This is a genomic window from Granulicella sp. WH15 (genome assembly GCF_009914315.1).
Taxonomy (GTDB): domain Bacteria; phylum Acidobacteriota; class Terriglobia; order Terriglobales; family Acidobacteriaceae; genus Edaphobacter.
In genome coordinates this window covers 627,462-650,723 of sequence record NZ_CP042596.1, presented here as the reverse complement: position 1 = coordinate 650,723, position 23,262 = coordinate 627,462, and the positions used below count along the sequence as shown (strand labels likewise).

The following is a 23,262-nucleotide window of genomic DNA, read 5'->3' as shown; positions in this document are numbered from 1 at the left end:
ATGTAATTTTGAGACACAGCTTCGCGACAAAAAAATAAGATTCCGGCCCCCAGGCCAGAGAACGGTGAATTATCCCTATGGCGTTATTGGAAACAACTCCACACGATCCTGCCGCCTTGCCTGCGTCCCAGCCGCAGAAATCGCAGCCTGAACCCGAGGGCAAGTCAGGCGGCGGCATCGTGCGCCGCGTGCTGATCGTGCTTGTGCTTGTCGGCGTCGCCGCCTTCGCCGTATGGAAGATCCGCCAGAACCAGGCGGAACAGGCCGTGGAGGCCGATCGGACCGTCTTCACCGCCAACCGTCCCATCCCGGTCCAGATGACCGCGGTCGTCCAGAAGACCATGCCGATCTACCTGACGGCCCTGGGCACGGTCACGCCGTACTATTCGGTCACAGTCAAGAGCCGCGTCGACGGCGAGCTGATGAGCGTCAACGTGCGCGAGGGTCAGGCCGTGCGCAAGGGCCAGCTTCTGGCCCAGATCGACCCCCGCCCCTACCAGGCCGCGCTCGCACAGGCCGTAGGCCAGCTCGCCAAGGACCAGGCCGCCGCCAACTACAACGCCGCCGAGGCCAGCCGCTACACCTCGCTCTACCAGGCCGGAGTCGTCTCCAAGGAGAGCCAGCAGACCCAGATCTCGAACGCGGGCCAGAGCACCGGCACGCTCGACGCCGACCGCGCCGCCATCCAGGCCGCCCAGGTCAACGTCACCTACACCCGCATCCTCTCGCCCATCGACGGCGTGGTCGGTCTGCGCCAGGTCGATCCCGGCAACATCGTCCATGCGGCCGACGCCACCGGCCTGATTCTGGTCACGCAGCTCCAGCCCATCAGTGTCATCTTCACCCTGCCCGAAGACCAGCTCCCGCAGGTGCTCAAGCTGATGCGCGCGGGCAGCAAGCTCGCCGTCGAGGCCTATGACCGGTCTGAGACCACCCATCTTGCCAGCGGCTCGCTGCTCACGATCGACAACACCATCGACACCACCACCGGCACCGTCAAGGGCAAGGCCGTCTACGCCAATCAGGACAACGCCCTCTTCCCCAATCAGTTCGTCAACGTCCGCATCGTGCTGCAGCAGCGTCCGAACGCCCTCGTCATCCCGGCCTCGGCTATCCAGAACGGCATTCACGGCACCTTCGTCTACGTCGTCAAGCCCGGCGCGGGCAAGATGGACGCCGAGACCGCGGCCAAGCTGAAGCCCGTCTCCGGCCACAACTTCGAGGCCGAGGACGACAATCACGGCCGTCCCAAGTTCCACGTCGAGGTGCAGCCCGTCGTGGTGGATCTGATCGAAGGCTCGCAGGTCATCCTCAAGAGTGGCCTGGAGGCGGGCGACAACGTCGTCACCGACGGCCAGGAGAAGCTGAAAGAGCAGAGCAACGTCAGCCCCAAGCAGACCGCCGCCTCCGCGAACGGCCCCTCCACCCAGCCCCTCGACCCCGGCAAGCCCTCGCACAAGCCCCGGGGCCTCGACGCCGCCGACAATGCTGATGCTTCAACCGATGGCCGCGGCAAGGGCCACAAAGGACAAAAACCATGAGCCCCTCAAGGCCGTTTATCCTCCGGCCGGTGGCCACCTCGCTTCTGATGGTGGCCATTTTGCTTGCCGGTGCCGTCGCTTATCTCCAACTGCCCGTCTCCGCTCTGCCCCAGGTCGATTACCCCATCATCCAGGTCATGACCTTCTACCCCGGCGCCAGCCCGGACGTCATGGCCAGCTCGGTCACGGCTCCGCTTGAGCGCCAGTTCGGCCAGATCCCCGGCCTGACCCAGATGACCTCCACCAGCTCCGGAGGCGGCAGCGTCGTCACGCTGCAGTTCTCGCTCTCCGAGTCGATCGACATCGCCCAGCAGGACGTGCAGGAGGCCATCAACGCGGCCTTCACCTACCTGCCCAGCGATCTGCCTAACCCGCCGATCTACAGCAAGGTGAACCCCGCCGACGCGCCCATCCTGACCCTCGCGCTGACCAGCGACTCGCTCGCCCTCAGCAAGGTCGAGGACCTCGCCGACACCATCCTGGCGCAGAAGATCTCCCAGCTCTCGGGCGTCGGTCTCGTCTCGATCGCCGGAGGCCAGAAGCCCGCCGTCCGCATCCAGGCCAACCCCACCGCGCTCGCCGGTTACGGCCTCTCGCTCGAGGACGTCCGCGCCGCCCTCGGCACCGCCAACGTCGACCAGGCCAAGGGCAACCTGACCGGAACCCGCCAGGCCTACACCATCGGGGCCAACGATCAGCTCCTCAACAGCGTCGACTACTCCAACGTCATCATCGCCTACCGCAACGGCTCGCCCGTGCGGCTCAAAGACGTCGCCAACTCCGTTGACAGCACCGAGAATCTCTACCAGGCCGCGTGGATGGGCACCTCCGCCCAGCCCGCGACCTCCGAGACCCCGGCCACGAACCTCTCGCTCAAGCCCGCCGTCATCGTCAATATCCAACGCCAGCCCGGTGCCAACATCATCGGCGTCGTCAACGAGGTGCAGGCGCTTCTGCCCACGCTGCGCCAGTCGCTCCCGGCCAGCGTACACCTCGAAGTCCTGACGGACCGCACCAACACCATCCGCGCCTCGGTCAAGGACGTGCAGTTCGAGCTCGTCCTCACCATCGCCCTGGTGGTCATGGTCATCTTCCTCTTCCTGCGGTCGGTGGCCGCGACCATCATCCCGTCGGTCGCCGTGCCGCTCTCGATCGTCGGCACCTTCGGCATCATGTACCTGCTCGGCTACTCGCTCAACAACCTGAGCCTGATGGCCCTCACCATCTCCACCGGCTTCGTCGTCGACGACGCCATCGTCATGATCGAGAACATCGACCGCTACCTCGAGATGGGCGACACGCCTCTCGATGCCGCGCTCAAGGGCTCCGAGCAGATCGGCTTCACCATCCTCTCGCTCACGGTCTCGCTCATCGCCGTGCTCATCCCGCTGCTCTTCATGGGCGATATCGTAGGCCGCCTCTTCCGCGAGTTCGCCGTCACCCTCTCGGTCACGATTCTCGTCTCGGCTGTCGTCTCCCTCACCCTGACCCCGATGATGGCGGCCAAGCTGCTGCGCCACAAACCGGCCAGCGAGCAGGGCATCTTCTACCGCAAGAGCGAAGAGTTCTTCGAGTGGACCATCGCCAAGTACGGCACCGGCGTCCGCTGGGTGCTCAGGCACCAGCGCATCACCCTGCTGGTCACGGTCGCCACCTTCGTCCTCACGCTCTACCTCTACGTCATCGTGCCCAAGGGCTTCTTCCCTGTGCAGGATACCGGCGTCCTGCTGGCCATCACCGAGGCCCCCGAGACCATCAGCTTCGACGCCATGAGCACGCGCCAGCAGCAGCTCGCCAAGGTCATCCTGCAAGACCCCGACGTGCTCAGCATCTCGTCCTTCATCGGCATCGACGGCACCGACACCACGCTCAACAGCGGCCGCATCCAGATCAACCTGAAGGACCGCGAGGATCGCTCGAGCGACGCCATCGCCGTCATCCGGCGGTTGCAGCCCAAAGTCGACGCGGTCGACGGCATCCAGTGCTTCCTCCAGCCGCTACAGGACCTCACGGTCGAAGACCGCGTCTCCCGCACCCAGTACCAGTACTCCATCGAGGACGCCGACGCCAAGGAGCTGAACTACTGGACCGCGGCGCTCGTCGACGAGCTGGCCAAGCATAAGGACGTCGTCATCGACGTGGGCAGCGACCAGCAGCTCGCCGGACTCGAGGCCCACCTGGTCATCGACCGCGACACCGCCAGCCGCCTCGGCATCACGCCGCAGAACATCGACGACACCCTCGACGATGCCTTCGGCCAGCGCCAGGTCTCGACGATGTTCACGCAGTTGAACCAGTACCACGTCGTGCTGGAGGTCGCCGAGAAGTTCCAGCGCAATCCCTCCTCACTCGACAATATCTACGTGAAAAGCTCGAACGGAACCCAGGTGCCGCTCTCGACCTTCACCCACTTCGAGCAGCGCCAGGCCTCGCTCGCGGTCAACCACCAGGGCCAGTTCCCCAGCTCCACCATCTCGTTCAACCTCGCCGCCGGCAAGTCCATCGGCGACGCGGTCGAGCTGGTCAACTCGGTGAAGGCCAAGCTGAACCCACCGGCCAGCGTCAACGCCAAGTTCCAGGGTTCGGCCGCCGCCTTCCAGGCCTCTCTCTCGAACGAGCCGCTGCTCATCCTGGCCGCGCTCATCGTCGTCTACATCGTGCTGGGCGTGCTCTATGAGAGCTACATCCACCCCATCACGATCCTCTCCACGCTGCCCTCGGCCGGTGTGGGCGCCATCCTGGCCCTCATGGTCTTCCACGTGGACCTCTCGGTCATCGCGCTGATCGGCATCATCCTGCTGATCGGTATCGTGAAGAAGAACGCCATCATGATGATCGACTTCGCCCTCGAAGCCGAGCGCGAACACGGCATGGAGCCCATCGAGGCCATCTACCAGGCCTGCCTGCTGCGCTTCCGGCCCATCATGATGACCACGATGGCCGCGCTCCTCGGCGGCGTTCCTCTGGCTCTCGGTACCGGCACCGGCAGCGAGCTGCGCAGGCCCCTCGGCATCTCCATCGTCGGCGGCCTCATCGTCTCGCAGGTGCTCACGCTCTTCACCACGCCGGTCGTCTACCTCTTCTTCGACCGCATCGGCCGCAAGTATCTGCACACCCAGGAAGCCGACGCGGAGTTCCACAAGCACGCGCATGAGCACGAGCAGCACACGCACGCGGCCGGAGACTAAACCGGCCCGCGCCTCAGGAACAGACCTTCACTAACCGACGCAGCTTTCAGCTCGTCGAAGCAGTAAGAACACAGGGGCGCAGCCCCGGCAGCAAGACCGTAGCAACGTCAGGAGATTTGCCCGGAGGCAGGACGCCGGAGCGAATCTCCTGACAGCACGATCCGGATGCGATATCCGGAAGCAAGGCTTACGGGCAGCCCAGAGCCGTCCCGCAAGCGGAGAGACACCATGGCCGAACCATACCAACCCGGCGACCGTACCCCCACCGACCACGCTCTCCCCGGCGATCAGGCCAAGCTCGACGGCCGCGTGCACCAAGGCGGCGACCGCGCCCCGCACGAACACGCCACCGTCGAGGACCAGCAACGGCTCGACCGTCAGTTCCACGAAGAGGGCACGCCGCTCGAATCGGACGTCAACGGCGTCCACTTCTCCGCGCCCTTTATTCAGCGCCCCGTCGCCACCTTCCTGCTCTCCATCGCCATCATCCTGGCGGGCGCGGTCGCCTACATGCTGCTGCCGGTCTCGAGCCTGCCGCAGGTCGAGTTCCCCGCCATCAACGTCTCCGCGTCCTTCCCCGGAGCCGATCCCGAGACCATGGCCTCGGCCATCGCCACTCCGCTCGAGCGCCAGTTCAGCCGCATCGCGGGCGTCAACCAGATGACCTCGTCCTCGCAGGTCGGCAGCACCTCCATCACCATGCAGTTCGACCTCTCGCGCGACATCAACGGAGCCGCGCGCGACGTCCAGGCCGCCATCAACGCCGCCCGCTCGCAGCTTCCCACCAATCTGCCCTCGAACCCCACCTACCGCAAGATCAACCCCTCGGACTCGCCGATCCTCATCCTCGCCCTCACCTCGGACACGATGACGATCCCGCAGCTCTACGACGAGGCAGACTCGAAGCTCGGCCAGAAGATCTCGCAGGTCCCCGGCGTCGGCCAGGTCAACATCGGCGGCTCGGCCAAGCCCGCCGTGCGCATCGAGGCCAACCCCACCCTGCTCACCTCCTACGGCATCGGGCTTGAGGCGCTGCGCGCCGCGCTCGGCACGGTCAACGTCAACAAGCCCACCGGCTACTTCAACGAGGGCGACCGCCGCATGGCCGTCACCACGACCGACCAGCTCTTCGGCGCGGCCGCCTATGCCCCCCTCATCATCTCCACCGACCGCGGAGCCGTCAGCTCGGCCGCCGCCTCAAACGGCCTGCCCGCAGCCGTGGCCGCAGCCGTAGCCGCGGCTGCCGTCAACCCCACCACCACCACGACCGCCGCCCCAGCCGCGACCACCAGCACCGTCACCAGCGGCACCTCCACCCAGGGTCACGGCGCGGTCCGCATCCGCGACGTCGCCGACATCGTCGACAGCGTCGAAGACATTCACACCGGCGGCCTGGTCAACGGCAAGCCGGGCATCCTCATCACGGTCTTCAAGTCGCCCGGAGCCAACGTCATCTCGACGGTCGACAAGATCATCGCCCTGATGCCGCTGCTGCAGGCGTCGATCCCGCCCGCCGTCAAGCTGCAAGTCGCTCTCGACCGTACCACCACCATCCGCGCCTCGGTCAAGGACGTCACCCAGACCCTCGTCCTCTCGATCTTCCTCGTCATCCTGGTCGTCTTCGTCTTCCTGCGCGAGGTCCGCTCCACGCTGATCCCGTCGGTCTCGGTGCCGCTCAGCCTGCTCGGCACCTGCGGCATCATGTACATGCTGGGCTACACGCTCGATAACCTCTCGCTGATGGCCCTCACCATCTCCACCGGCTTCGTCGTCGACGACGCCATCGTGGTCATCGAGAACATCAGCCGCCACCTCGAGATGGGCCTCAGCCCCTACGAGGCCGCCATGATCGGCTCGCAGGAGATCGGCTTCACCGTCATCTCCATGAGCATCTCGCTCATCGCCGTCTTCATCCCCATCCTGCTGATGGGCGGCATCGTAGGCCGTCTCTTCCGCGAGTTCGCGGTCACCCTCTCGGCGGCCATCCTGGTCTCGCTGGTGGTCTCGCTCACCACCACGCCCATGCTCAGCGCGCGCTTCCTCGAACCGCACAACAAGCGCAAGCACGGCCGCATCTACCGCTTCAGCGAGTCCGCCTTCAACTGGATGACCGACGAATACGACCGCGGCCTGCGCTGGGTTCTGAACCACCAGACCCTCGTCCTGATCGTCCTGATCCTGACCATCGCGCTCAACGGCGTGCTCTTCGTCATCGTCCCCAAGGGCTTCTTCCCCCAGCAGGACACGGGCCGCATGAGCGGACAGATCAACGGCCAGCAGGACGTCAGCTTCGACCTGCTCAAGGCCAAGTCCACCGACCTCGTCGCCAAGGTGCGGCAGGACCCCGGCGTCGAGAACGTGATGATGTTCATGGGCGGCGGCGGTGGCGGCGGCGGCTCCAACAGCTCGCACCTCTTCCTCTCGCTCAAGCCCGACGAGGTCCGGCAGAAGAACGGCGACACCGCCGAGGTCATCCTCGACCGGCTCCGCCACTCCACGCACGGCATCCCCGGCGCGCGGCTCTACCTGCAATCGGCGCAGGAGCTGAACATCGGCGGACGCAGCTCCGCCGCGCAGTACCAGTACACGCTCACCTCCGACAACCTGAAGGACCTGAACGAGTGGTCGCCCCAGCTAATGGCCGCGATGGAGAAGATCACCGCCATCAAGGACGTCAACACCGACCAGATGGACAAGGGCCTGCGCGACCAGATCATCATCGACCGCGACACGGCCAGCCGCCTCGGCGTCTCCGCGCTGGCGGTCGACTCGGTGCTGGCCGACGCCTTCGGCCAGCGCCAGGTCTCGACCACCTACATGCCGCTCAATCAGTACCACGTCGTCATGGAGATCGACCCCAAGTGGCAGCTTGACCCCGGCTCGCTCAAGAACATCTACGTCAAGAGCACGACCGGCACCATGGTCCCGCTCAGCGCCGTCACCCGCTACGAGACCCAGCGCATCCCGCTCTCGGTCAACCACCAGTCGCTGACACCCGCCGCCACCCTCAGCTTCAACCTGAGCCCCGGCGCGGCCCTCAGCGACGCCACCGACGCCATCGAGGCTGCGCGCCTCAAGATCGGGATGCCCGTCAGCATCCGCGGCGGCTTCCAGGGCACGGCCCAGGCCTTCAAGGACTCGCTCTCGACTGAACCTGTCCTCATCTGCCTGGCGCTGGTCGCGGTCTACATCGTCCTCGGCATCCTGTACGAGAGCTTCATCCACCCAATGACGATCCTCTCGACGCTGCCCTCGGCCGGTGTCGGAGCCATTCTGGCGCTGCTGGTCACCAACACCGACCTCTCGGTCATCGCCATGATCGGCGTGATCCTGCTGATCGGCATCGTGAAGAAGAACGCCATTATGATGATCGACTTCGCTCTCGTCGCCGAGCGCGAGGAGGGTAAGACGCCACGGGAGGCCATCTACCAGGCCTGCCTGCTGCGCTTCCGTCCCATCATGATGACCACGATGGCGGCGCTCCTCGGCGGTCTGCCTCTGGCTCTCGGCCACGGCACCGGCAGCGAGCTGCGTCGTCCGCTGGGAATCACCATCGTCGGCGGCCTCATCGTCTCGCAGTGCCTGACACTCTTCACTACCCCGGTCGTCTACCTGGCCTTCGACCGGCTGCGCCTCTGGCTGGAAAAGGTCCGGGGCATCAAGCCGGTCACCCTCGGCCACGCCCACCACCACGACCCACACCCCGTCGCCGGAGACTAAACTCCACAATAGAAAAGCCGCTGTCTCTAAAACGAGACAGCGGCTTTTCTATTGTGGAAAGACTCGTTCTGCCGGACAGGCCCGCTACGCGCGGGGCGGGCGTTTGCACGCCTTTTTAGAGCTTCGCATGGTCCTCCCGTTGGTCGGAAGCAAACAATGTTCGCTGTGCCGACCAGCGGGAGGCCCCATGCCAATGACTCACCCATACCGCCCCGAGAACCGTACGAAGTACCCCCTAGATGGCGGCAGCGACTGGTGTTTCTGCCTCTACCTCCGCCTCAATCGCCGGGGTCGCATACGTCGGTTGCTCCTGCGGAAAGTAAGCATTCGCGAAGTACTGCCCCAGCATCCGGTCCGTGTTGAAGAAGCTGCCGTTCATCGCAATGCAGTGCTGCTGCATCCGCGCCCACGCGTTCGGCCTCTGATACAGCGGAGCCACGCGCTGCTCGAGCTTCTCGTACAAGCTCCCCGCCTCCGCCTCATCGTTGTCGCCGTCGTCGATAGCCCAGCCCGTCACGTCCTCCGCGCAGCCCTCGATCCACCAGCCGTCGAGAATGCTCAGCGACGGCACACCGTTCAGCGCAGCCTTCATCCCGCTGGTACCCGAGGCCTCATACGGACGCCGCGGCGTGTTCACCCACACGTCCACGCCCTGCGTCAGCTTCGCGCCCAGCTCCCAGTCGTAGTTTTCGAGATACAGAATCCGCAGCGAGTTCGTGTTGATCTTCCCCGCCAACTCGAAGACCTCGCGGATCAGCCCCTTGCCCGCCGCGTCGGCCGGATGAGCCTTGCCCGCGTAGATAATCTGCAACCCGCCGATCTTGTTTGCCAGCTTGGCCAGCCGCTTCGGGTCTTCGAGCAGCAGATTGGCCCTCTTGTAGGTCGCCACGCGCCGGGCAAAGCCCAGCGTCAACACCCGCTCGTCCAGAAACTCGCCCGTCCGCTCGGCGATCAGCTCCAGAAGCTTCCGCTTGGTGAGGCGATGGCAGTTGGCGATCTTCGCCGGAGTCACCCCGTACACCGAACGGAAGTACTGGTTATCGTGACGCCAACGCGGAATCTCCTTGTCCAGCAGCTCCTGCAACGGCTGCGCCATCCACGTCGCCGCATGCACGCCGTTCGTAATCGACTCCACGTGATAGTCGGGGAACATCGCCTGCGAGACCTTGCCGTGCTGCATGGCCACGCCATTCACCCAACGCGAGAAGCGCAGCGCCACATAGGTCATGTTCAGCAGGTTGTTGTGCAGCCCGCCAAAACGCTCCAGCGCCTTGCTCCGCTCATCACCCAGCACCGCGTACATCTGGTCCAGGCCGAACTGGTCGTGCCCCGCCGGAACCGGCGTATGCGTCGTAAAGACGCAGCGCCGAGCCACCGCCAGCCGATCCTCCTCGGTCGCCGCCATCAGCGACTTGCTGCCGGTGCGGCTCTCCACCTGCGTCTCCAGCAGCGAGAGCGACAGCAGCGACGCGTGCCCCTCGTTCATGTGATAGACCTTCAACTCGCAGCCCAGCGCCGCCAGCAGCTCCGCGCCGCCGATCCCCAGCACCGTCTCCTGACAGAGCCGATAGTACGTATCGCCGCCATACAGGTGGTCGGTGAGCTTGCGGTCAAAGGGATCGTTGCCTTCAATATCGGTGTCGAGCAGAAAGACCGGGATCACGTGTCCGGCCACGCCCACCACGTCAAACCGCCACGCCTGCACCTTCACAGTGCGGCCCTGCATGGTGATCGTGACCACCTGCTCGGCACTGGGCAGCATGGTCTCGGGCGTCCAGGAGACGTCCTCCTCGGTCTGCTGCCCGTTCGCATCCAGATGCTGCTTGAAGTACCCCCGCCGATGGACCAGCGAGACTGCCAGCATCGGCGCGCCCGTGTCCGCGGCCGAGCGCAGCGTGTCCCCGGCCAGCATCCCCAGGCCGCCCGAGTAGGTCGGCAGCGTTGGGGAGAGCGCGATCTCCATCGAAAAATAGGCGACAGACCGGCTCTTCAGGTCGGGGGTGGAGGAGAACTTCGGGGTGGTCGTGGTATTCGCTAGGCTCGGCGGAAGGCTCATACGGATCGATTCCTCGTGTGCCGGTCACCACTCCGCTCTCCGCTCAGATGGACGAGCGCGACGAACGGGATGAGAATCGGCGGGCTGGTCTAAATTCGGTTGTATTGCGTTTGGGCGTCGTCTCTCGGCTCTGAAAGATGCGGCAGCAAAGGAAAGAAAAGTGCGGCAAGTCGTGCCCGAAACTTCTACAGACTACCAAACCCGCTATGCCCGCCGAGCCCTCTTACAGGCGACTCTGGAGGTAACTCCACCTACCTATTGAGTTACAAAACCAAACTTTGCCGCCAGCCCCAGGGCCAGCGCCAGTAGGAAGGCAATCGTTGTGCTGATCGTCATCCGTTTGGTCACAGCCTGAACCAACAGGATGAGGACGTAGACCGCGAGCGCCAGCAGCAGGCCGCCCGGAGCGAAGAACCGTGTGCTTTCCGGCGTAGGATGAGTCACAAACCACCGCATATGCAGAGGGTTCATGAAGCTTCCGACCAGGAACACTCCAAGGAAGAGCAGAAGTTGTACGAAGCTGAAAAGAACTGTTTTCATCACAAGGACTCGCCTAGAGTCTACCGCGCACTGGTCTAACCAACAGTGAAAATTGAGGAAGAACGAGATGGAAGCTCACGACGACGACCTCCAAAGGTTCGAAGCAGAGGGAGCGCTGCCGCTGCCGGTCGCGGATCGCGAGGGCTACGTGGAACACGCGGGGGTCCGCGTCTGGTACGCCACCTACGGTTCCGGCGAGCCGCTAATCCCGCTGATCCTGCTGCACGGCGGCCTCGGCCATAGCGGCAACTGGGGATACCAGGTTCCGGCGCTGATCCGCCGCGGCTACCGTGCCGTGCTGATCGACAGCCGTGGCCACGGCCGCAGCACGCGCGACGAGCAGCCATTTTCCTATGAACTGATGGCCTCCGACGTCCTGGCCGTCATGGATACGCTGTCTCTGGAAAAGGCTGCTCTGGCAGGCTGGAGCGATGGAGCCTGCACCGCCCTGGTCCTCGCCGCGACGGCTCCCTCCCGCGTCTCCGGCGTCTTCTTCTTTGCCTGTAATATGGACCCCAGCGGCGTAAAGCCTTTTGCCGCCACCCCTACCCTGAACCGCTGCTTGGCCCGGCACACCAGGGACTACGCCGCGCTCTCAGACACACCGGATCGCTTCGAAGATCTCGTCCGAGACCTCACTCTTATGCAGCAGACGCAGCCCAACTACACCGCGCACGATCTTGCGCAGATCGGCGTGCCGGTCACGATCGTACAGAGCGAACAGGATGAGTTCATCCGGCTCGAACACGCCGAGTACCTGGCCCGGACCATTCCAAACGCCGAATTGCTCCTCCTCAACGGCGTGAGCCACTTCGCACCGCTCCAGCGGCCCGAACAGTTCAACGCGGCCCTGTTAGAGTTCGCCGATAAGGTTCTATCGAATCCCTGACCATTAAGGGCACGGCTAAAGCCGTGCCAACTCTCACCTGGGTCGAAGGGTATTTTTGCTGTTGTTGTCGTTGCTTCTGAGGTATGTCCGGGCTTTAGCCCGGACATCAAAACCTGCCACCAATGCGGGCTTTAGCCCCCGAGGTATGCTTTCTTCAAAACGGCAAAGACGTCCTGCCGGACAGGCCTCCTGCGCGGAGGGCGGGCGTTTACACGCCTTTTTACTGCTTCGCGTGATCCTCCCGCTGGTCGGAAACAAAGATTCTTGCTGCCGACCAACGGGAGCCCTCAGCAGATCACTCCCCCTCGCCGGTTCGAGAACCATACCGCTTCTCTCCCGCCGCAATCGCCACCGTCAGCCGGTTCTGCTCCGGCGGCAGCGGGCACGTCGCGTAGGGCGTGTAAGCGCACGGCGGATTCGTCGCCAGATTGAAGTCCAGCTCCACCGTTCCGGCCTGTGTCAGCCCATTCGAGGGCAGCGCCGTGTACAAAAACCGCCCCGCCCCATACGTCGTCGCCCGGCTGGTCGCATCGCGGAAGATGAAGAACAAGGCGTTCTTCTCCTCCTGGATCGGAGCCAACCGGATCGTCTGCCCATTCAGCGTGAACTCCGCCACGCCCGGCGAAGGAGCCTGGCTCACCTGTCCCAGCACATTCGGGATCGTCAGCGTCGTCGGGGTCGCCGCCGGAATCCACTTGGCGATCACATGCAGCTTCGGGTCCACCGGATACCAGTTCAGCCGACGGAACTCCACCCGCGTCTTGGCATAGGCATCCTTCACCCGCAGGTACTTGCGGTCGCCACGCCGAATCACCGTGGCCACCAGACTGCCCTGCCGGAATCCGGCGTCGCCATCGGCCTTCGATACAGGCCCGGCGGCCAGCGGATGCCCATTCGCCGTAGTCCCGGCGGCAACCGAGCTGACCGACACCCCGCCGCCCTCATCCACATGCAACGTCAGCCACGCGGCTGGAGCGTGTTCCAGCCGCACCTTGGACCCGGCAGCCGACCCGACGGTCGTCTCCCCCGGCTTCAGCCACTCCAGCGCCACCAGCGAGAGCCAATCCTCCGGCCCAGCCAGCGTGCTCGCCCTCTGCTCCCGCGCCCGCTCCACCTGCGCACGATATCCCGTCGGCGTCGCATCCGTCGGGGCCAACAGCAAACCACTCAATACCAGAGCCAGCATCTTCATAATGCCTCCTGTATCCCAGTGCCTTATCTTCAGTTGTTCGATAATTTTTGCTGGAGAAGCCGGTGCTACTTACCCGCCTCGAAGGCGGCGAACCGGTGCTCCAGCTCCCACTCTTCCGTAGCTCGCAGGTTCTCTTTCAGAAAGGCCCGACAACCAGCGTTCGGCGTCGCGGCCCCGAGAACCTGCCCCGTACAAGCCGTCGCCACCTTGCCGTACACGCCCTTTTCCGCCCACAGCCCGCCTCCGGGCAGGAACGAAAACTCCAGCGCGCTCCGGGCCATCTTCTTCAGGTCCAGATACCCCAGCCCGAACTCCGTCGCGGCCCGCACGTACTCGTGCGTCAGATCGATCCGCGAGACCCCTTCGTCATCGGTCGAGAGCGCCACCGGCACCCCCGCCGCCCGGTACGCGGGCAGCGAGTGCCGATTCGCGGTCACCCCCAGGATCACGTCGTTCGAGGTCAGGTTGATCTCCACCGCGACCTTCTTCGCGGCCATCTCCTTCAGGAGTGCCTTGGGATCGTCCTCGTACATCACATCGACGCCGTGGCCGATCCGATCCGCGTGCCCCAGCTCCACGGCCTGCCGGATATGAAACCGCAGCCCCGCCGGAGGAACCATCCCCGGAGCCAGCTCGCCCGCGTGCAACGAGATGTGCACCTGCGGATAGACAGAATGCAAATAATCCAGCATCAGCATCTGCCGGTGATACTCGCTCATGGCCATGTAGGCATCTTCGGGCTGCACAAAGTTGATCCCCACCACGTTCGGGTCATGCGATGCCACCTCAAAGGCCAGCAGCGTATGCGCGAAGACCTGCTGCGGCGGGAACGCCCGCAGCACCTGGTACAGGAACCGAATCTTGACCGCGCAGGCGGGCTTGGCCGCCGCCGTCCCGCAGCCCTCCAAACGCTCCCGCTCGACCAGCTCGCCGGTAAACTCGCGGCTGTCCTCTTCCGCCTCGGCCCGAACACCGCCTGCCAGCAGCTTCTCCCGCAGAGCCGCCAGCTCCTCGCGCGACGTCCCCGTCAGGTCGTCCCCCGCGCTGGTCTCCGCCGTGGTCACCGGCTTCAACTGCCCCGGCCAGCCCAACTCGTAGCCCAGCTTGACCGAAGCCTGAAAGCTCGGCGTATCCAAAATCTCAAGATACTGCTCGTTCTGCGAGGCCGCACGCGTCGCCACCTCGTCCAGCCACTCGCCCTTATGCGTCGCCGCCAGAGTCCCGAACCGGCCAAAGGTAGCGAAAAACTGGTCGTGCCCGCTCCACCCCTCGCTCGGCGTGTAGCTCTTCATCGAGAAGCCGTCCACCAGCTCGTCGTACAGCTTCTGATCCTTCAGCACCGAGGCCGCCGAGACACTCCCCTCGGCGCACACCGCCTGCGGAGGCATCCGCCGCGTCGTCCCCACATTCTTGGTCAGGGAGAGCGTCGCCGGGTTCACGCACAGCAGCTCCTCCGCCGCCTCCTTGATGTAGGTCTCGGCGTAGACCGCGCCGCTCAGGTGCATATGCAGCTCGCCGCCCTTGGGCATCTCGCGCAGAAACGCGTTCAGCTCCAGCGGCCCACCCGCCTTGGCCTTATCGAACGCCCTCGCGGTCCGCAACTCCGAAGCTGAGTTAGGCGCATGCGCCGCCACCTGGGCACCCAACGGCACTCCCAGCAGCAGACCAGCGGCAACGCAAACGGACCAGAGCTTCATCGGCGATTCCCTTAAACCTGTGGACTCGCATCAGAATAACCTGCCCATGCCCTGAGTCCCTACTTTTCCGCATCAACTTACCTACTTCCATCCACCCCACCCTGCCCTATACTGTTGATAAGCCAGCGGCAGACCTGTTCGCCTGCCCGAACGTCCGCTTCAACATCGAAGATCCCTGCGGTCCAGTCGTCTCGATTCAGTCAACGGAGAGCAATCGCATGGCCCACCACGAGCCAATCCGAAGAGGTAGCGGCAGCTCCCCCCGCGGCTCGGGTTCGGGCAGCTCCGGCTCCTCCAGCTCTCGTCAGGAGATTCCCGACAAGCTCTACTTCCGCATCGGCGAGGTCGCCAAGCTCTGCGCCGTGCCCGCCTACGTCCTGCGCTTCTGGGAGGGCGAGTTCCCCCAGCTCCGCCCCAACAAGGGCGGCACCGGACAGCGCCTCTACCGCCGCCGCGACGTAGAGATGGCCCTCCGGATCAAGACCCTGCTCTACGACGAGGGCTACACCATCCCCGGCGCGCGCCAGGCATTCAAGCTCGAGCTGCGCAGCAGCAAAGACCCGCAGCAGACCGCTCCGGACGACACCGCAGCCCCCGACACCCCGCCCAACGCGGTAGGCGCACACCATCTCCAGGCCATCCGCAAGGAGCTGGCCGAGCTGCACTCCCTGCTCTCGCGTCCGGCCTCGGCGAAGTCCACCGTCCAGCCCATCCGCCGATCCGCTCCCGAGCCGGCACCTAAGCCCAAGCCCGCCCCGCGCGTACTATCTAAACCGATCCCCTTCGAGAGCCTCTTCGATCAGCTCGACGAGCCTGAACCGAATTCTTAAGCACTTCGTGCGGTTCTCGGGGCTGCGTGGGTGAACGATCTTCTGAGGGCCTTCCGTTGGTCGGCAGCGAGAATCTTTCTTTCCGACCAACGGGAGGACCACGCGAAGCAGTAAAAAGGCGTGTGAACGCCCGCTTCGCGTAAAGGCAACCGCAGTTAGACTAACGACAGTGCCTCCCTCAGCCTCCAAACCGGCCCCCCGCTTCGGCTTCCTGAGCCTCTCTCACCAGCACACAGCCCTCTCCGCAACCATCTTCCTCACCGCCTTCGCCCTGCTCTCGCGCGTCATCGGCCTCATCCGCGACAAGTACATCGCCTACACCTTCGGCGCAGGCCCCGGCACCGACGCCTACAACGTCGCCTTCGTCCTCCCCGACCTCATCAACTACCTGCTCGTCGGCGGAGCCGCCAGCATCAGCTTCGTCACCATCCTGAGCCGCTACAAAGAGGCGGGCAAGCAGGAGGAGGGCGACCGCGCCCTCTCCGTCATCCTCAACACCATGCTCGTCGTGCTCGGCGCAGCCATCCTCCTCGCCGAGATCTTCGCCCCGCTCTTCGGCCGCTTCTACTTCCCCGACAACCCCTCCGAAGCCGCCCTCTGCACCACTCTCACCCGCATCATCCTCCCCGGCCCCATCTTCTTCTTCTCGGGAGGAGTCCTCGCCTCGGTCGCCCTCGTGCGCAAGCAGTTCGGCTACCAGGCCATGGGCAGCCTGCTCTACAACGTCTTCATCATCCTCGGCGGCGTGCTGCTCTCGCGCACCCTCGGCATCCCGTCTCTCGCCATCGGCGTGCTGGCCGGAACCATCGGCGGCCCCTTCCTGGTCAACGCCTACGCCGCCCGCAAGGCCGGTGTCCGCTACCAGCCGGTGCTCGACTTCAAGAACCAGGGGCTCCGCGACTGGGTCGTCATGTCCCTGCCCCTGATGCTCGGCGTCACCGTCGTCTTCATGGACTCGAACATCCTCTCCTGGTTCGCCAAGCACACCGCCGGAGACATCACCCGGCTGCTCAACGCCAAGAAGCTCTTCACCGCACCCATGGCCATCGTCGGCCAGGCCGCCGGAGCCGCGTCCTTCCCCTTCTTCGCCTCGCTCTACAACCGGGGCATGTTCGAGGACTACGCCGCCGCCGTCAACCGCTCGGTCTCCCGCATCCTGTCGGCCTCGTTGCTGCTGTCGTCGGCCATGTTCGCGCTGGCGCTGCCCATGGTCGACCTCATCTTCCGCGGCGGCAAGTACACCCGCACCGACACCGCCTCCACCGCCATCTACTTCGCCGTCTTCTCCATCTCTCTGGCCCTCTGGTCGGCCCAGAGCATCTACTCCCGCGCCTTCTTCGCCGCGGGCGAGACCCGCGCCCCCATGCTTGCCGGAACCCTCATCACCGCGATCTCGCTGCCCGTCTACTGGTTCCTGCACCAGCACTTCGGCTCGCTCGGCCTGGCCTGGGCGTCAAACATCGCCATCCTGATCCAGACCCTCACGCTGGCGGTCCTGGCTCACCGCCGCTACCTGGTCCCGCTCTTCGGCCTCGACCGCGCCGACATCGCCAAGACCGCCGCCGCCGCGCTGGTCAGCGGAGTCGGCCTGCGCCTGCTCTCGCCCGTCATCCCCCACGGCCTCTCGCGCACGGGCGACCTAGCGGTCCTCATCGCCGGAGGTCTGATCTGGGCAGCCCTCTGCTTCGCCACACTGCGCCTCACCCGCGCCACCTTCCTCGACGAGATCCTCCGGAGACTTCATCGCTGACGATCTCGTCTATAAGAAACAAACGTCCTCTTAATCACCGAACGATATACTCGGGGACCAGGAAGCAATCAGGAGCCGCCTTGAGCTTCAACACTGTCCTCCGCCGCCTCGCAGCACTCGCCCTGTTCGCCGCCGCAACCACCCTGCCTGCCCAGCAGCCATCCGAGCCTGCATCCGCCGCCCAGCCCCCAGCTCCCGTTCCCTACACCATCCGCACCAGCACCCGCCTGGTCATACTGGACCTCGTCGTCGAAGACAGCAAAGGGCACGTAGTCGATGACCTCAAGCGCGAGGACTTCCACGTCACCGAGTCCGGCGAGCCGCAGACCGTCCTGAACTTCGATCCCTCCGGAGCCCACACCCCGGCCCCCGAGCTCAACATCAACTCCACCGCCGAGCTGGACCAGCAGGCTCCCCGCGCGCCCGTCAACATCATCCTGCTCGACGAGTTCAACACGCGCTTCGAGGACATGGCCTTCGCCCGCTACTCCCTGAAGAAGTTCCTGGAGCGGCAGCCCGGCAAGCTCGCCATCCCCACCATGCTGATCGCCGTCAGCCTGCAGAACTTCACCGTCCTGCGCGACTACACCCAAAATAAAGACGAGATTATCTCCGCACTCGATCACCACTTCTCCGGCAACCCCTGGCAGGCCCACCAGTACTCCTGGGTAGGAGAGCGCTACGCCACCGCCTTCGAGTCGCTGCGCCGCGTCGCCCAGGCCGTCGTCGGCCACCAGGGCCAGAAGAACATGATCTGGATCGGGCGCGGCTTCCCCGCCGTCAACTTCGCCAACATGCCCGTCGATACCGAAAACCGCGTCTACAACGCCGTGCAGGAGTGCGTGAACGTGCTGCGCGACGCGCGCGTCACCCTCTACACCATCGACCCCGCCGGGCTACAGGTCTACAACACCTACGGCCCCGCCGCCGAGTTCAACGACCCCTTCGGCGGCAACTACCAGTTCGCCAAGCTAGCCACGGCCACCGGAGGCCGCACGCTCTACGGCCGCAACGACGTCGACGCCGAGATCGGCACCGCGATCCGCGACGGCTCCAGCTCCTACACCCTCACCTACCGCCCGACGGCCACCGTGCCCAACCCCACCCGCTTCCGCAAGATCGTCGTTACGGTGGACCGTCCCGGCGTAAAGGTCTACACCCGCGAGGGCTACTACCTGCAACGCGGCCCGGGCCGGGTCGATCCCGTCAACCCGTCGCGCAGGCTGATGGCCGACCTCGCCGCCGCCGACAGCAGCACGATGGTCTACGACGGCGTCCCGCTGCGCCTTGAAAACCTGCCCGAGAAGCCGGATAGCTACGTCATCCACATCGAGCCGCGCTCTCTGGCCTGGACGTACGCCACCGACACGGAGCCGCGCCGCGCCGAGGTAATCCTGATGGTCACCACCTACGACAAGAAGGGCAAGGAGCTGAAGCGCGAAGCCAGGGTTATCAAGGGCTCCGCACCCCCGACCGTGCCGCCCACGGGACGTCTGGAGCGCGGCCTGAACCTGAGCTACGACCTCATCCCAGACCCCAAGGCCGTCCGCGTGCGCTTCACCGTCCGCGTCACCGCCTCGGGCCGGATCGGCACGGTAGACGCCGTGCCCGGCCAGCCGGTGGTGGCCGCGGCCACCACCCACCCGGCAGCCCCATCGCAGCAAAACTAGCTGTTCGAGCGGCGGATTACCCCGTCATCCTCCGGTCTGTTCCAACATCCGCCGCTCGACCGCATCCCACCCGCCCAGCATCACCCGCCGCGACATCCGCCCCGCCTGCACGCCCAGCCACTTTCTGCGCGAGGCGCTCCTGGCCAGAAACTCCCGCATCATCCGCTCGACCTCGGCCGCGCTCCACCCGGTCCAGTTTTTCTCGGCAGCCTCATCGAGCTGCTCATAAAACACCGGCGCGACCTCGTGCACCAGGATGTGCCGCGCCGCCGCCGCATCGAGCCCCGCGCCGCGCAGCACCGCCGAGACGGCATCGTAGTCCGCCCCCTGCATCTTGTTATCGCTGAAGAGCTGCGCCAGCGCGGTCCACACCGGCACCCGCGCCACGATCTCGCTCTCACTCAGGAAGCTCTCATCCGCTGGATCGAAGTCATTCATGCGATGGTCCTCCTTTAGAGGAAGCTACTCGCCTGCCCCGAGAACCGCAATGGAACCACAATCGACGCCCTACCGCGCGTCCTCGTACTCCTCGTTCCACGCCGTCTGGATCGCCTCGAGGATCGGCTCGGTCGACTTCAGCGGATCACCCACAAACCCTTCCAGCTCCGTCACATAGCGATGCAGGTCGGTAAACCGCACGCTGTACGGCTCAACCTCCGGAAACTTCTCCTGCAACTGAATCCCAATCTCCGCCGTATCGGTCCAGCTAATCTCACGCGCCATTGCAATCGCCTCTCTGATGCCAGTCTAACTAAAAACCATGTCCTGCCGGCCAGGGCACTTCGTGCTGTTCTCGGCTTCGCGTGGCCCTCCCGCTGGTCGGGAACAAAGATGTTCACTGCCGACCAACGGGAGGCCCTCAGAAGATCATTCACCTATATCGCCCCGAGAACCGCACGAAGTGCCGCCCGCCCGGCGTTAGGGCGCTTTTTATCCTTGCCACACCGGCGGCCGCTTCTCCAGAAACGCCGCAATCCCCTCACGAAAGTCCGGCGTCTCCCTTGCCGCGGCATTCACCTTCATCGCCTCAGCCAAAGCCGCATCCAGCCAAGCCTCATTCTGCGCCGCCAGCAACCCCTTCGTAGCCCGCAGCGCCGCCGGACTGCACTCCATCAGCTCCCGAGCCACAGCATCCACCCGCGCCCGCAGCTCCCACGGCACCACCTCATTCACCAGCCCCATCCGGAACGCCTCCTCCGCCGTCACAATCCTCCCCGTCAGCAGCAGCTCCCGCACATGCTTCTCGCCCACCTGCAACGTCATATAAGCCGACACCAGCGCCGGCACAAACCCGATCTTCGTCTCCGTATACCCCAGCTTCGACCCCGCCAGCGCCAGCGTGTAGTCGCAGATCGACGCCAGCCCCGCGCCGCCCGCGATGGCGTATCCATGCACCGCCGCAATCGTCGGCACCGGCACCTCGTACAGTGCCTGGAAGACCCGCGCAATCCGCCGCGAGTCCGCCTCATGCTCCTCGGCGCTCTTCGTCGCCATCGCCTGCAACGCCGCAAGGTCCAGCCCCGCGCAGAAGACCTCGCCCGCCCCGGCCAGCACCAGCACCCTCACCTCCGGGTCCCGGCCCGCCGCCTCGAACTCGGCGATCAGCTCGTCCTGCATCTCCGGCGTCAGCGCGTTGCGCCGCTCCGAACGGTTCAGCGTCAACGTCCTCACCCCGCCCTGCTCCGACCGCAACACCAACTGCTCGCCCATCACTTCCTCCTCGAAATCCCTTACTGAATCTTCGGCCCAAACCTCTTCGCAATCTCCGCGCTTCCGGCGATCAGGCTATCGAGCGGAGCCAGCTCCGGCAGCTCCGCACCCAGCCGCTTCAGCTCGGCCAGCAGCGTCTCCGTCGCCACATTGCCCACCAGAGCGTCCTGCGCAAACGGACACCCGCCCAGCCCGCCGATCGCCGAGTCAAACCGGCGGCATCCGGCCCGGTAAGCCGCTTCGATCAGTGCCGGAGCCATCTCCGGCCGTGCGTGCAGGTGCACCCCAATCTCGATGCGGTCGTGCACCGCCATCACATCGCTCACCACGTCCTCAATCTGACGCGGCGTGGCCAGCCCCACCGTATCGGCCAGCGAGATCTGGCTCACCCCGCAGTCCACCAGCAGATCGCACGCCGCCACCACCTCTTCGATATCCCACGCGTCCCCATACGGGTTGCCGAAGGCCATCGAGAGATACGCCACCACGTCCAGCCCCGCCTTGTACCCCAGCGTCCCCACGGCTTCGAGGGCCTCGAGCGACTCCTCCGGCGTCTGGTTTTGATTGCGCTTCAGGAACTCCGTCGAGATCGAGTAGGGGAACCCCAGCGTCGAGACCGCGCCGGTCTTCACGGCACGCTCCGCGCCCTTCTCGTTGACCACGATTCCGATGATCTCCACGCTCTCCGGCGGGTCGAGGTACTCGAGCACCCGCTCCGAGTCGGCCATCTGCGGCACCGCCTCCTTCGAGACGAAGCTCACTGCGTCGATGTGCTTGAACCCTGCCTCTACCAGCACCCGCAGGTAGTCGGCTTTGACCTCGGCGGGCATCACGCCCGGCAACCCCTGCCACGCGTCGCGCGGACACTCCACAATCTTGACCATCTGAAAAACTCCCACCACCACCCTAAACCAACCGCGCGGGATCATCACTAGGACAAAGGACAAAGCAAACGGGGATGAAAAAGGAAAAAGGGGATAAGAGCGGAGCCTTGAAATCTTTGCCTTTACGCAAAGCGTCCAGTACCGCACGACGTGCCGCCCGCCCGGCGCGAGGGCGTTGTTGCTGTTGCCTGTTCTATTTGTTGTCATTCAGGAGCGAAGCGGAGGAATCTGCTTCTATTGTTGTTTTTGCTTTCGTCGTTGTCGTTGCTTCTGAGGTAGGTCCGGGCTTTAGCCTGGACATTAAAACTCACCACAGAAGCGGGCTTTAGCCCCTGAGGTATGCTTTCTTTTCTCAACCTCAAAAGCAACGACAAGAGCGCCTTAACGCCGGGCGGGCGGCACTTCGTGCGGTTCTCGACGCTTCGCGTGTTTCAATCTACTTGCCCGTGTAATACCCATCCCGCGTCTGCACGGTATATCCCTTCTTCGCATCCTTCAGGGTCAGATCGATCTGGTGATACCCGTCCGACGCCATATCCGCATCCGGCGTATATCCCAGCCGGTACTGCGCCCGCAGCTCCTCGCCGATCTGCCCATAGATATCCGCCAGGTTGTTCTTCTTCCCCTCGAACATCCGCCCGCCGGTCTCAGCCGCCATCTGCGACAGAATCTTCTTTCCGTCCACCCGGTTCGGCAGGTTGTTCCCACCACCGCCGCTGGGACGTCCGCCCCCCGGAAACCGTCCGCCTCCACCCGGGTATCCGCCCCCCGGATAGCCCCCGCCGGGATACCCTCCACCCGGATAACCGCCACCGTGCTGCCGCCCGTTGTTGTTGTAATCCTGATGCGGCTCCTCGCCCTTGAAGTAGATCGCGTAGATGATCGTGTCCGCCCGCTGCGCCGCCTCAATCGCCTTATTCAGCGTCTCGCGGCTGTTGCGGTCGCCGCCGTCGGTCAGCAGAATCAGCGCCTTGCGCCCCTTCACCGGCTTCATCACCTCATCGGCGGCCAGAAACGCCGCGTCGTACAGCACCGTTCCGCGCCGCGACGAGCGCGAGTTGCTGTCGTCGTCGTTGCTGCTGGAGCCGGAGGTGCTGCCAATCTCCTTGAGCGCCTGCTGCAGCTTGGGCCGCGAAGAGGTCAGGTCCTGCAACAGCTCCGTCTGGCTGCCGAACTGGACCACGAACGCCTTGTCCCGATCCGGCGCCAGCATCTTGTCGAGAAACGCCGAGCTGGCCGTCCGCTCCTCGTCAATCACGCTGCGCTGGCTCTCGCTGATATCGACCAGCAGCCCCAGAGTCAGTGGCAGATTCGCATCCTGATCGAAGTAGCGGATGACCTGCGGCTTCGCGTCCACCTTCAGGACGAAGTCGTCTTTGGTGAGCGAATGGATCAGCCCGCCCTTCTTGTCCCGCACCACCACCGGCAGATTCACCAGCCGCGCCTGCGTGCTGATCGTCGTAATGGCGCTACTGTCCGCCGTCGCGGGCTTCGCGGCCTGCGCGTGCGCGGCCAAACAAACAACGGACAAGGCAAGACCAACGGAGAAGCAGCGAGCCAGAGAAAACCGCAGCTTGGCAATCATGCGAAGTTAG

At 64.8% G+C, this 23,262-nt stretch carries 16 protein-coding genes; 7 read left to right on the top strand and 9 right to left on the bottom strand.

Annotated elements, in window-relative coordinates; translation table 11 throughout:
• The first annotated feature begins 116 nt into the window (after positions 1–116).
• The 3 genes from FTO74_RS02905 (at position 117) to FTO74_RS02895 (ending at position 8,449) form a co-directional block, all read left to right on the top strand.
• Positions 117–1,541: an efflux RND transporter periplasmic adaptor subunit gene (locus FTO74_RS02905; protein WP_255462465.1), complete on the top strand. Its 1,425-nt coding sequence runs from the start codon at positions 117–119 to the stop codon at positions 1,539–1,541.
• Positions 1,538–4,729 carry a multidrug efflux RND transporter permease subunit gene (locus tag FTO74_RS02900; protein ID WP_162536793.1) on the top strand — a complete coding sequence of 1,064 codons (3,192 nt, stop codon included), beginning with the start codon at positions 1,538–1,540 and terminating at the stop codon, positions 4,727–4,729. The genes FTO74_RS02905 and FTO74_RS02900 overlap by 4 nt, the downstream gene beginning before the upstream one ends.
• Positions 4,730–4,957: 228 nt before the next feature.
• The gene (locus FTO74_RS02895) at positions 4,958–8,449 is read left to right on the top strand and encodes an efflux RND transporter permease subunit (protein ID WP_162536792.1); all 3,492 of its coding nucleotides are present in this window, start codon (positions 4,958–4,960) and stop codon (positions 8,447–8,449) included.
• Between the two features lie 235 nt (positions 8,450–8,684).
• Here FTO74_RS02895 and glgP read toward each other — a convergent pair whose 3' ends face one another.
• Positions 8,685–10,505, bottom strand: coding sequence for an alpha-glucan family phosphorylase (glgP, locus tag FTO74_RS02890; protein WP_162536791.1), 1,821 nt, complete (start codon positions 10,503–10,505; stop codon positions 8,685–8,687).
• A 255-nt stretch (positions 10,506–10,760) separates the two neighbouring features.
• Entirely contained in the window at positions 10,761–11,045 is a 285-nt protein-coding gene (locus FTO74_RS02885) for a hypothetical protein (protein WP_162536790.1), read from the bottom strand.
• Positions 11,046–11,112: 67 nt separating this feature from the next.
• On the opposite strand from FTO74_RS02885, the gene FTO74_RS02880 reads away from it, so the two are divergent.
• Entirely contained in the window at positions 11,113–11,934 is an 822-nt protein-coding gene (locus FTO74_RS02880) for an alpha/beta hydrolase (RefSeq protein ID WP_162536789.1), read from the top strand.
• A 295-nt stretch (positions 11,935–12,229) separates the two neighbouring features.
• On the opposite strand, the gene FTO74_RS02875 is transcribed toward FTO74_RS02880, so the two are convergent.
• Both FTO74_RS02875 and FTO74_RS02870 read right to left on the bottom strand, forming a co-directional pair.
• Entirely contained in the window at positions 12,230–13,126 is an 897-nt protein-coding gene (locus tag FTO74_RS02875; protein ID WP_162536788.1) for a DUF1684 domain-containing protein, read from the bottom strand.
• A gap of 65 nt (positions 13,127–13,191) precedes the next feature.
• A complete protein-coding gene (locus FTO74_RS02870) occupies positions 13,192–14,823 on the bottom strand; it encodes an adenosine deaminase (RefSeq protein ID WP_162536787.1) in 1,632 nt (543 codons plus the stop codon).
• Between the two features lie 218 nt (positions 14,824–15,041).
• Between FTO74_RS02870 and FTO74_RS02865 the strand changes: the two genes are divergently transcribed.
• The 3 genes from FTO74_RS02865 to FTO74_RS02855 all read left to right on the top strand — a co-directional run bounded on the left by FTO74_RS02865 (position 15,042) and on the right by FTO74_RS02855 (position 19,073).
• Positions 15,042–15,653, top strand: coding sequence for a MerR family transcriptional regulator (locus FTO74_RS02865; protein WP_162536786.1), 612 nt, complete (start codon positions 15,042–15,044; stop codon positions 15,651–15,653).
• A 169-nt stretch (positions 15,654–15,822) separates the two neighbouring features.
• Complete coding sequence (locus FTO74_RS02860; protein ID WP_162536785.1) at positions 15,823–17,403, top strand: lipid II flippase MurJ; 1,581 nt, start codon at positions 15,823–15,825, stop codon at positions 17,401–17,403.
• A gap of 80 nt (positions 17,404–17,483) precedes the next feature.
• A complete protein-coding gene (locus FTO74_RS02855) occupies positions 17,484–19,073 on the top strand; it encodes a VWA domain-containing protein (RefSeq protein WP_255462464.1) in 1,590 nt (529 codons plus the stop codon).
• A gap of 24 nt (positions 19,074–19,097) precedes the next feature.
• Here FTO74_RS02855 and FTO74_RS02850 read toward each other — a convergent pair whose 3' ends face one another.
• From FTO74_RS02850 to FTO74_RS02830, 5 genes are all read right to left on the bottom strand, one after another.
• Positions 19,098–19,511, bottom strand: coding sequence for a hypothetical protein (locus FTO74_RS02850; protein ID WP_162536784.1), 414 nt, complete (start codon positions 19,509–19,511; stop codon positions 19,098–19,100).
• A gap of 69 nt (positions 19,512–19,580) precedes the next feature.
• Positions 19,581–19,796, bottom strand: coding sequence for a Fe-S cluster assembly protein IscX (gene iscX / locus FTO74_RS02845; RefSeq protein WP_162536783.1), 216 nt, complete (start codon positions 19,794–19,796; stop codon positions 19,581–19,583).
• Positions 19,797–20,003: 207 nt separating this feature from the next.
• The gene (locus FTO74_RS02840; protein ID WP_162536782.1) at positions 20,004–20,783 is read right to left on the bottom strand and encodes an enoyl-CoA hydratase-related protein; all 780 of its coding nucleotides are present in this window, start codon (positions 20,781–20,783) and stop codon (positions 20,004–20,006) included.
• A gap of 20 nt (positions 20,784–20,803) precedes the next feature.
• Complete coding sequence (locus tag FTO74_RS02835; RefSeq protein ID WP_162536781.1) at positions 20,804–21,667, bottom strand: hydroxymethylglutaryl-CoA lyase; 864 nt, start codon at positions 21,665–21,667, stop codon at positions 20,804–20,806.
• A gap of 436 nt (positions 21,668–22,103) precedes the next feature.
• The gene (locus FTO74_RS02830) at positions 22,104–23,252 is read right to left on the bottom strand and encodes a VWA domain-containing protein (RefSeq protein ID WP_162536780.1); all 1,149 of its coding nucleotides are present in this window, start codon (positions 23,250–23,252) and stop codon (positions 22,104–22,106) included.
• Positions 23,253–23,262 lie beyond the last annotated feature (10 nt).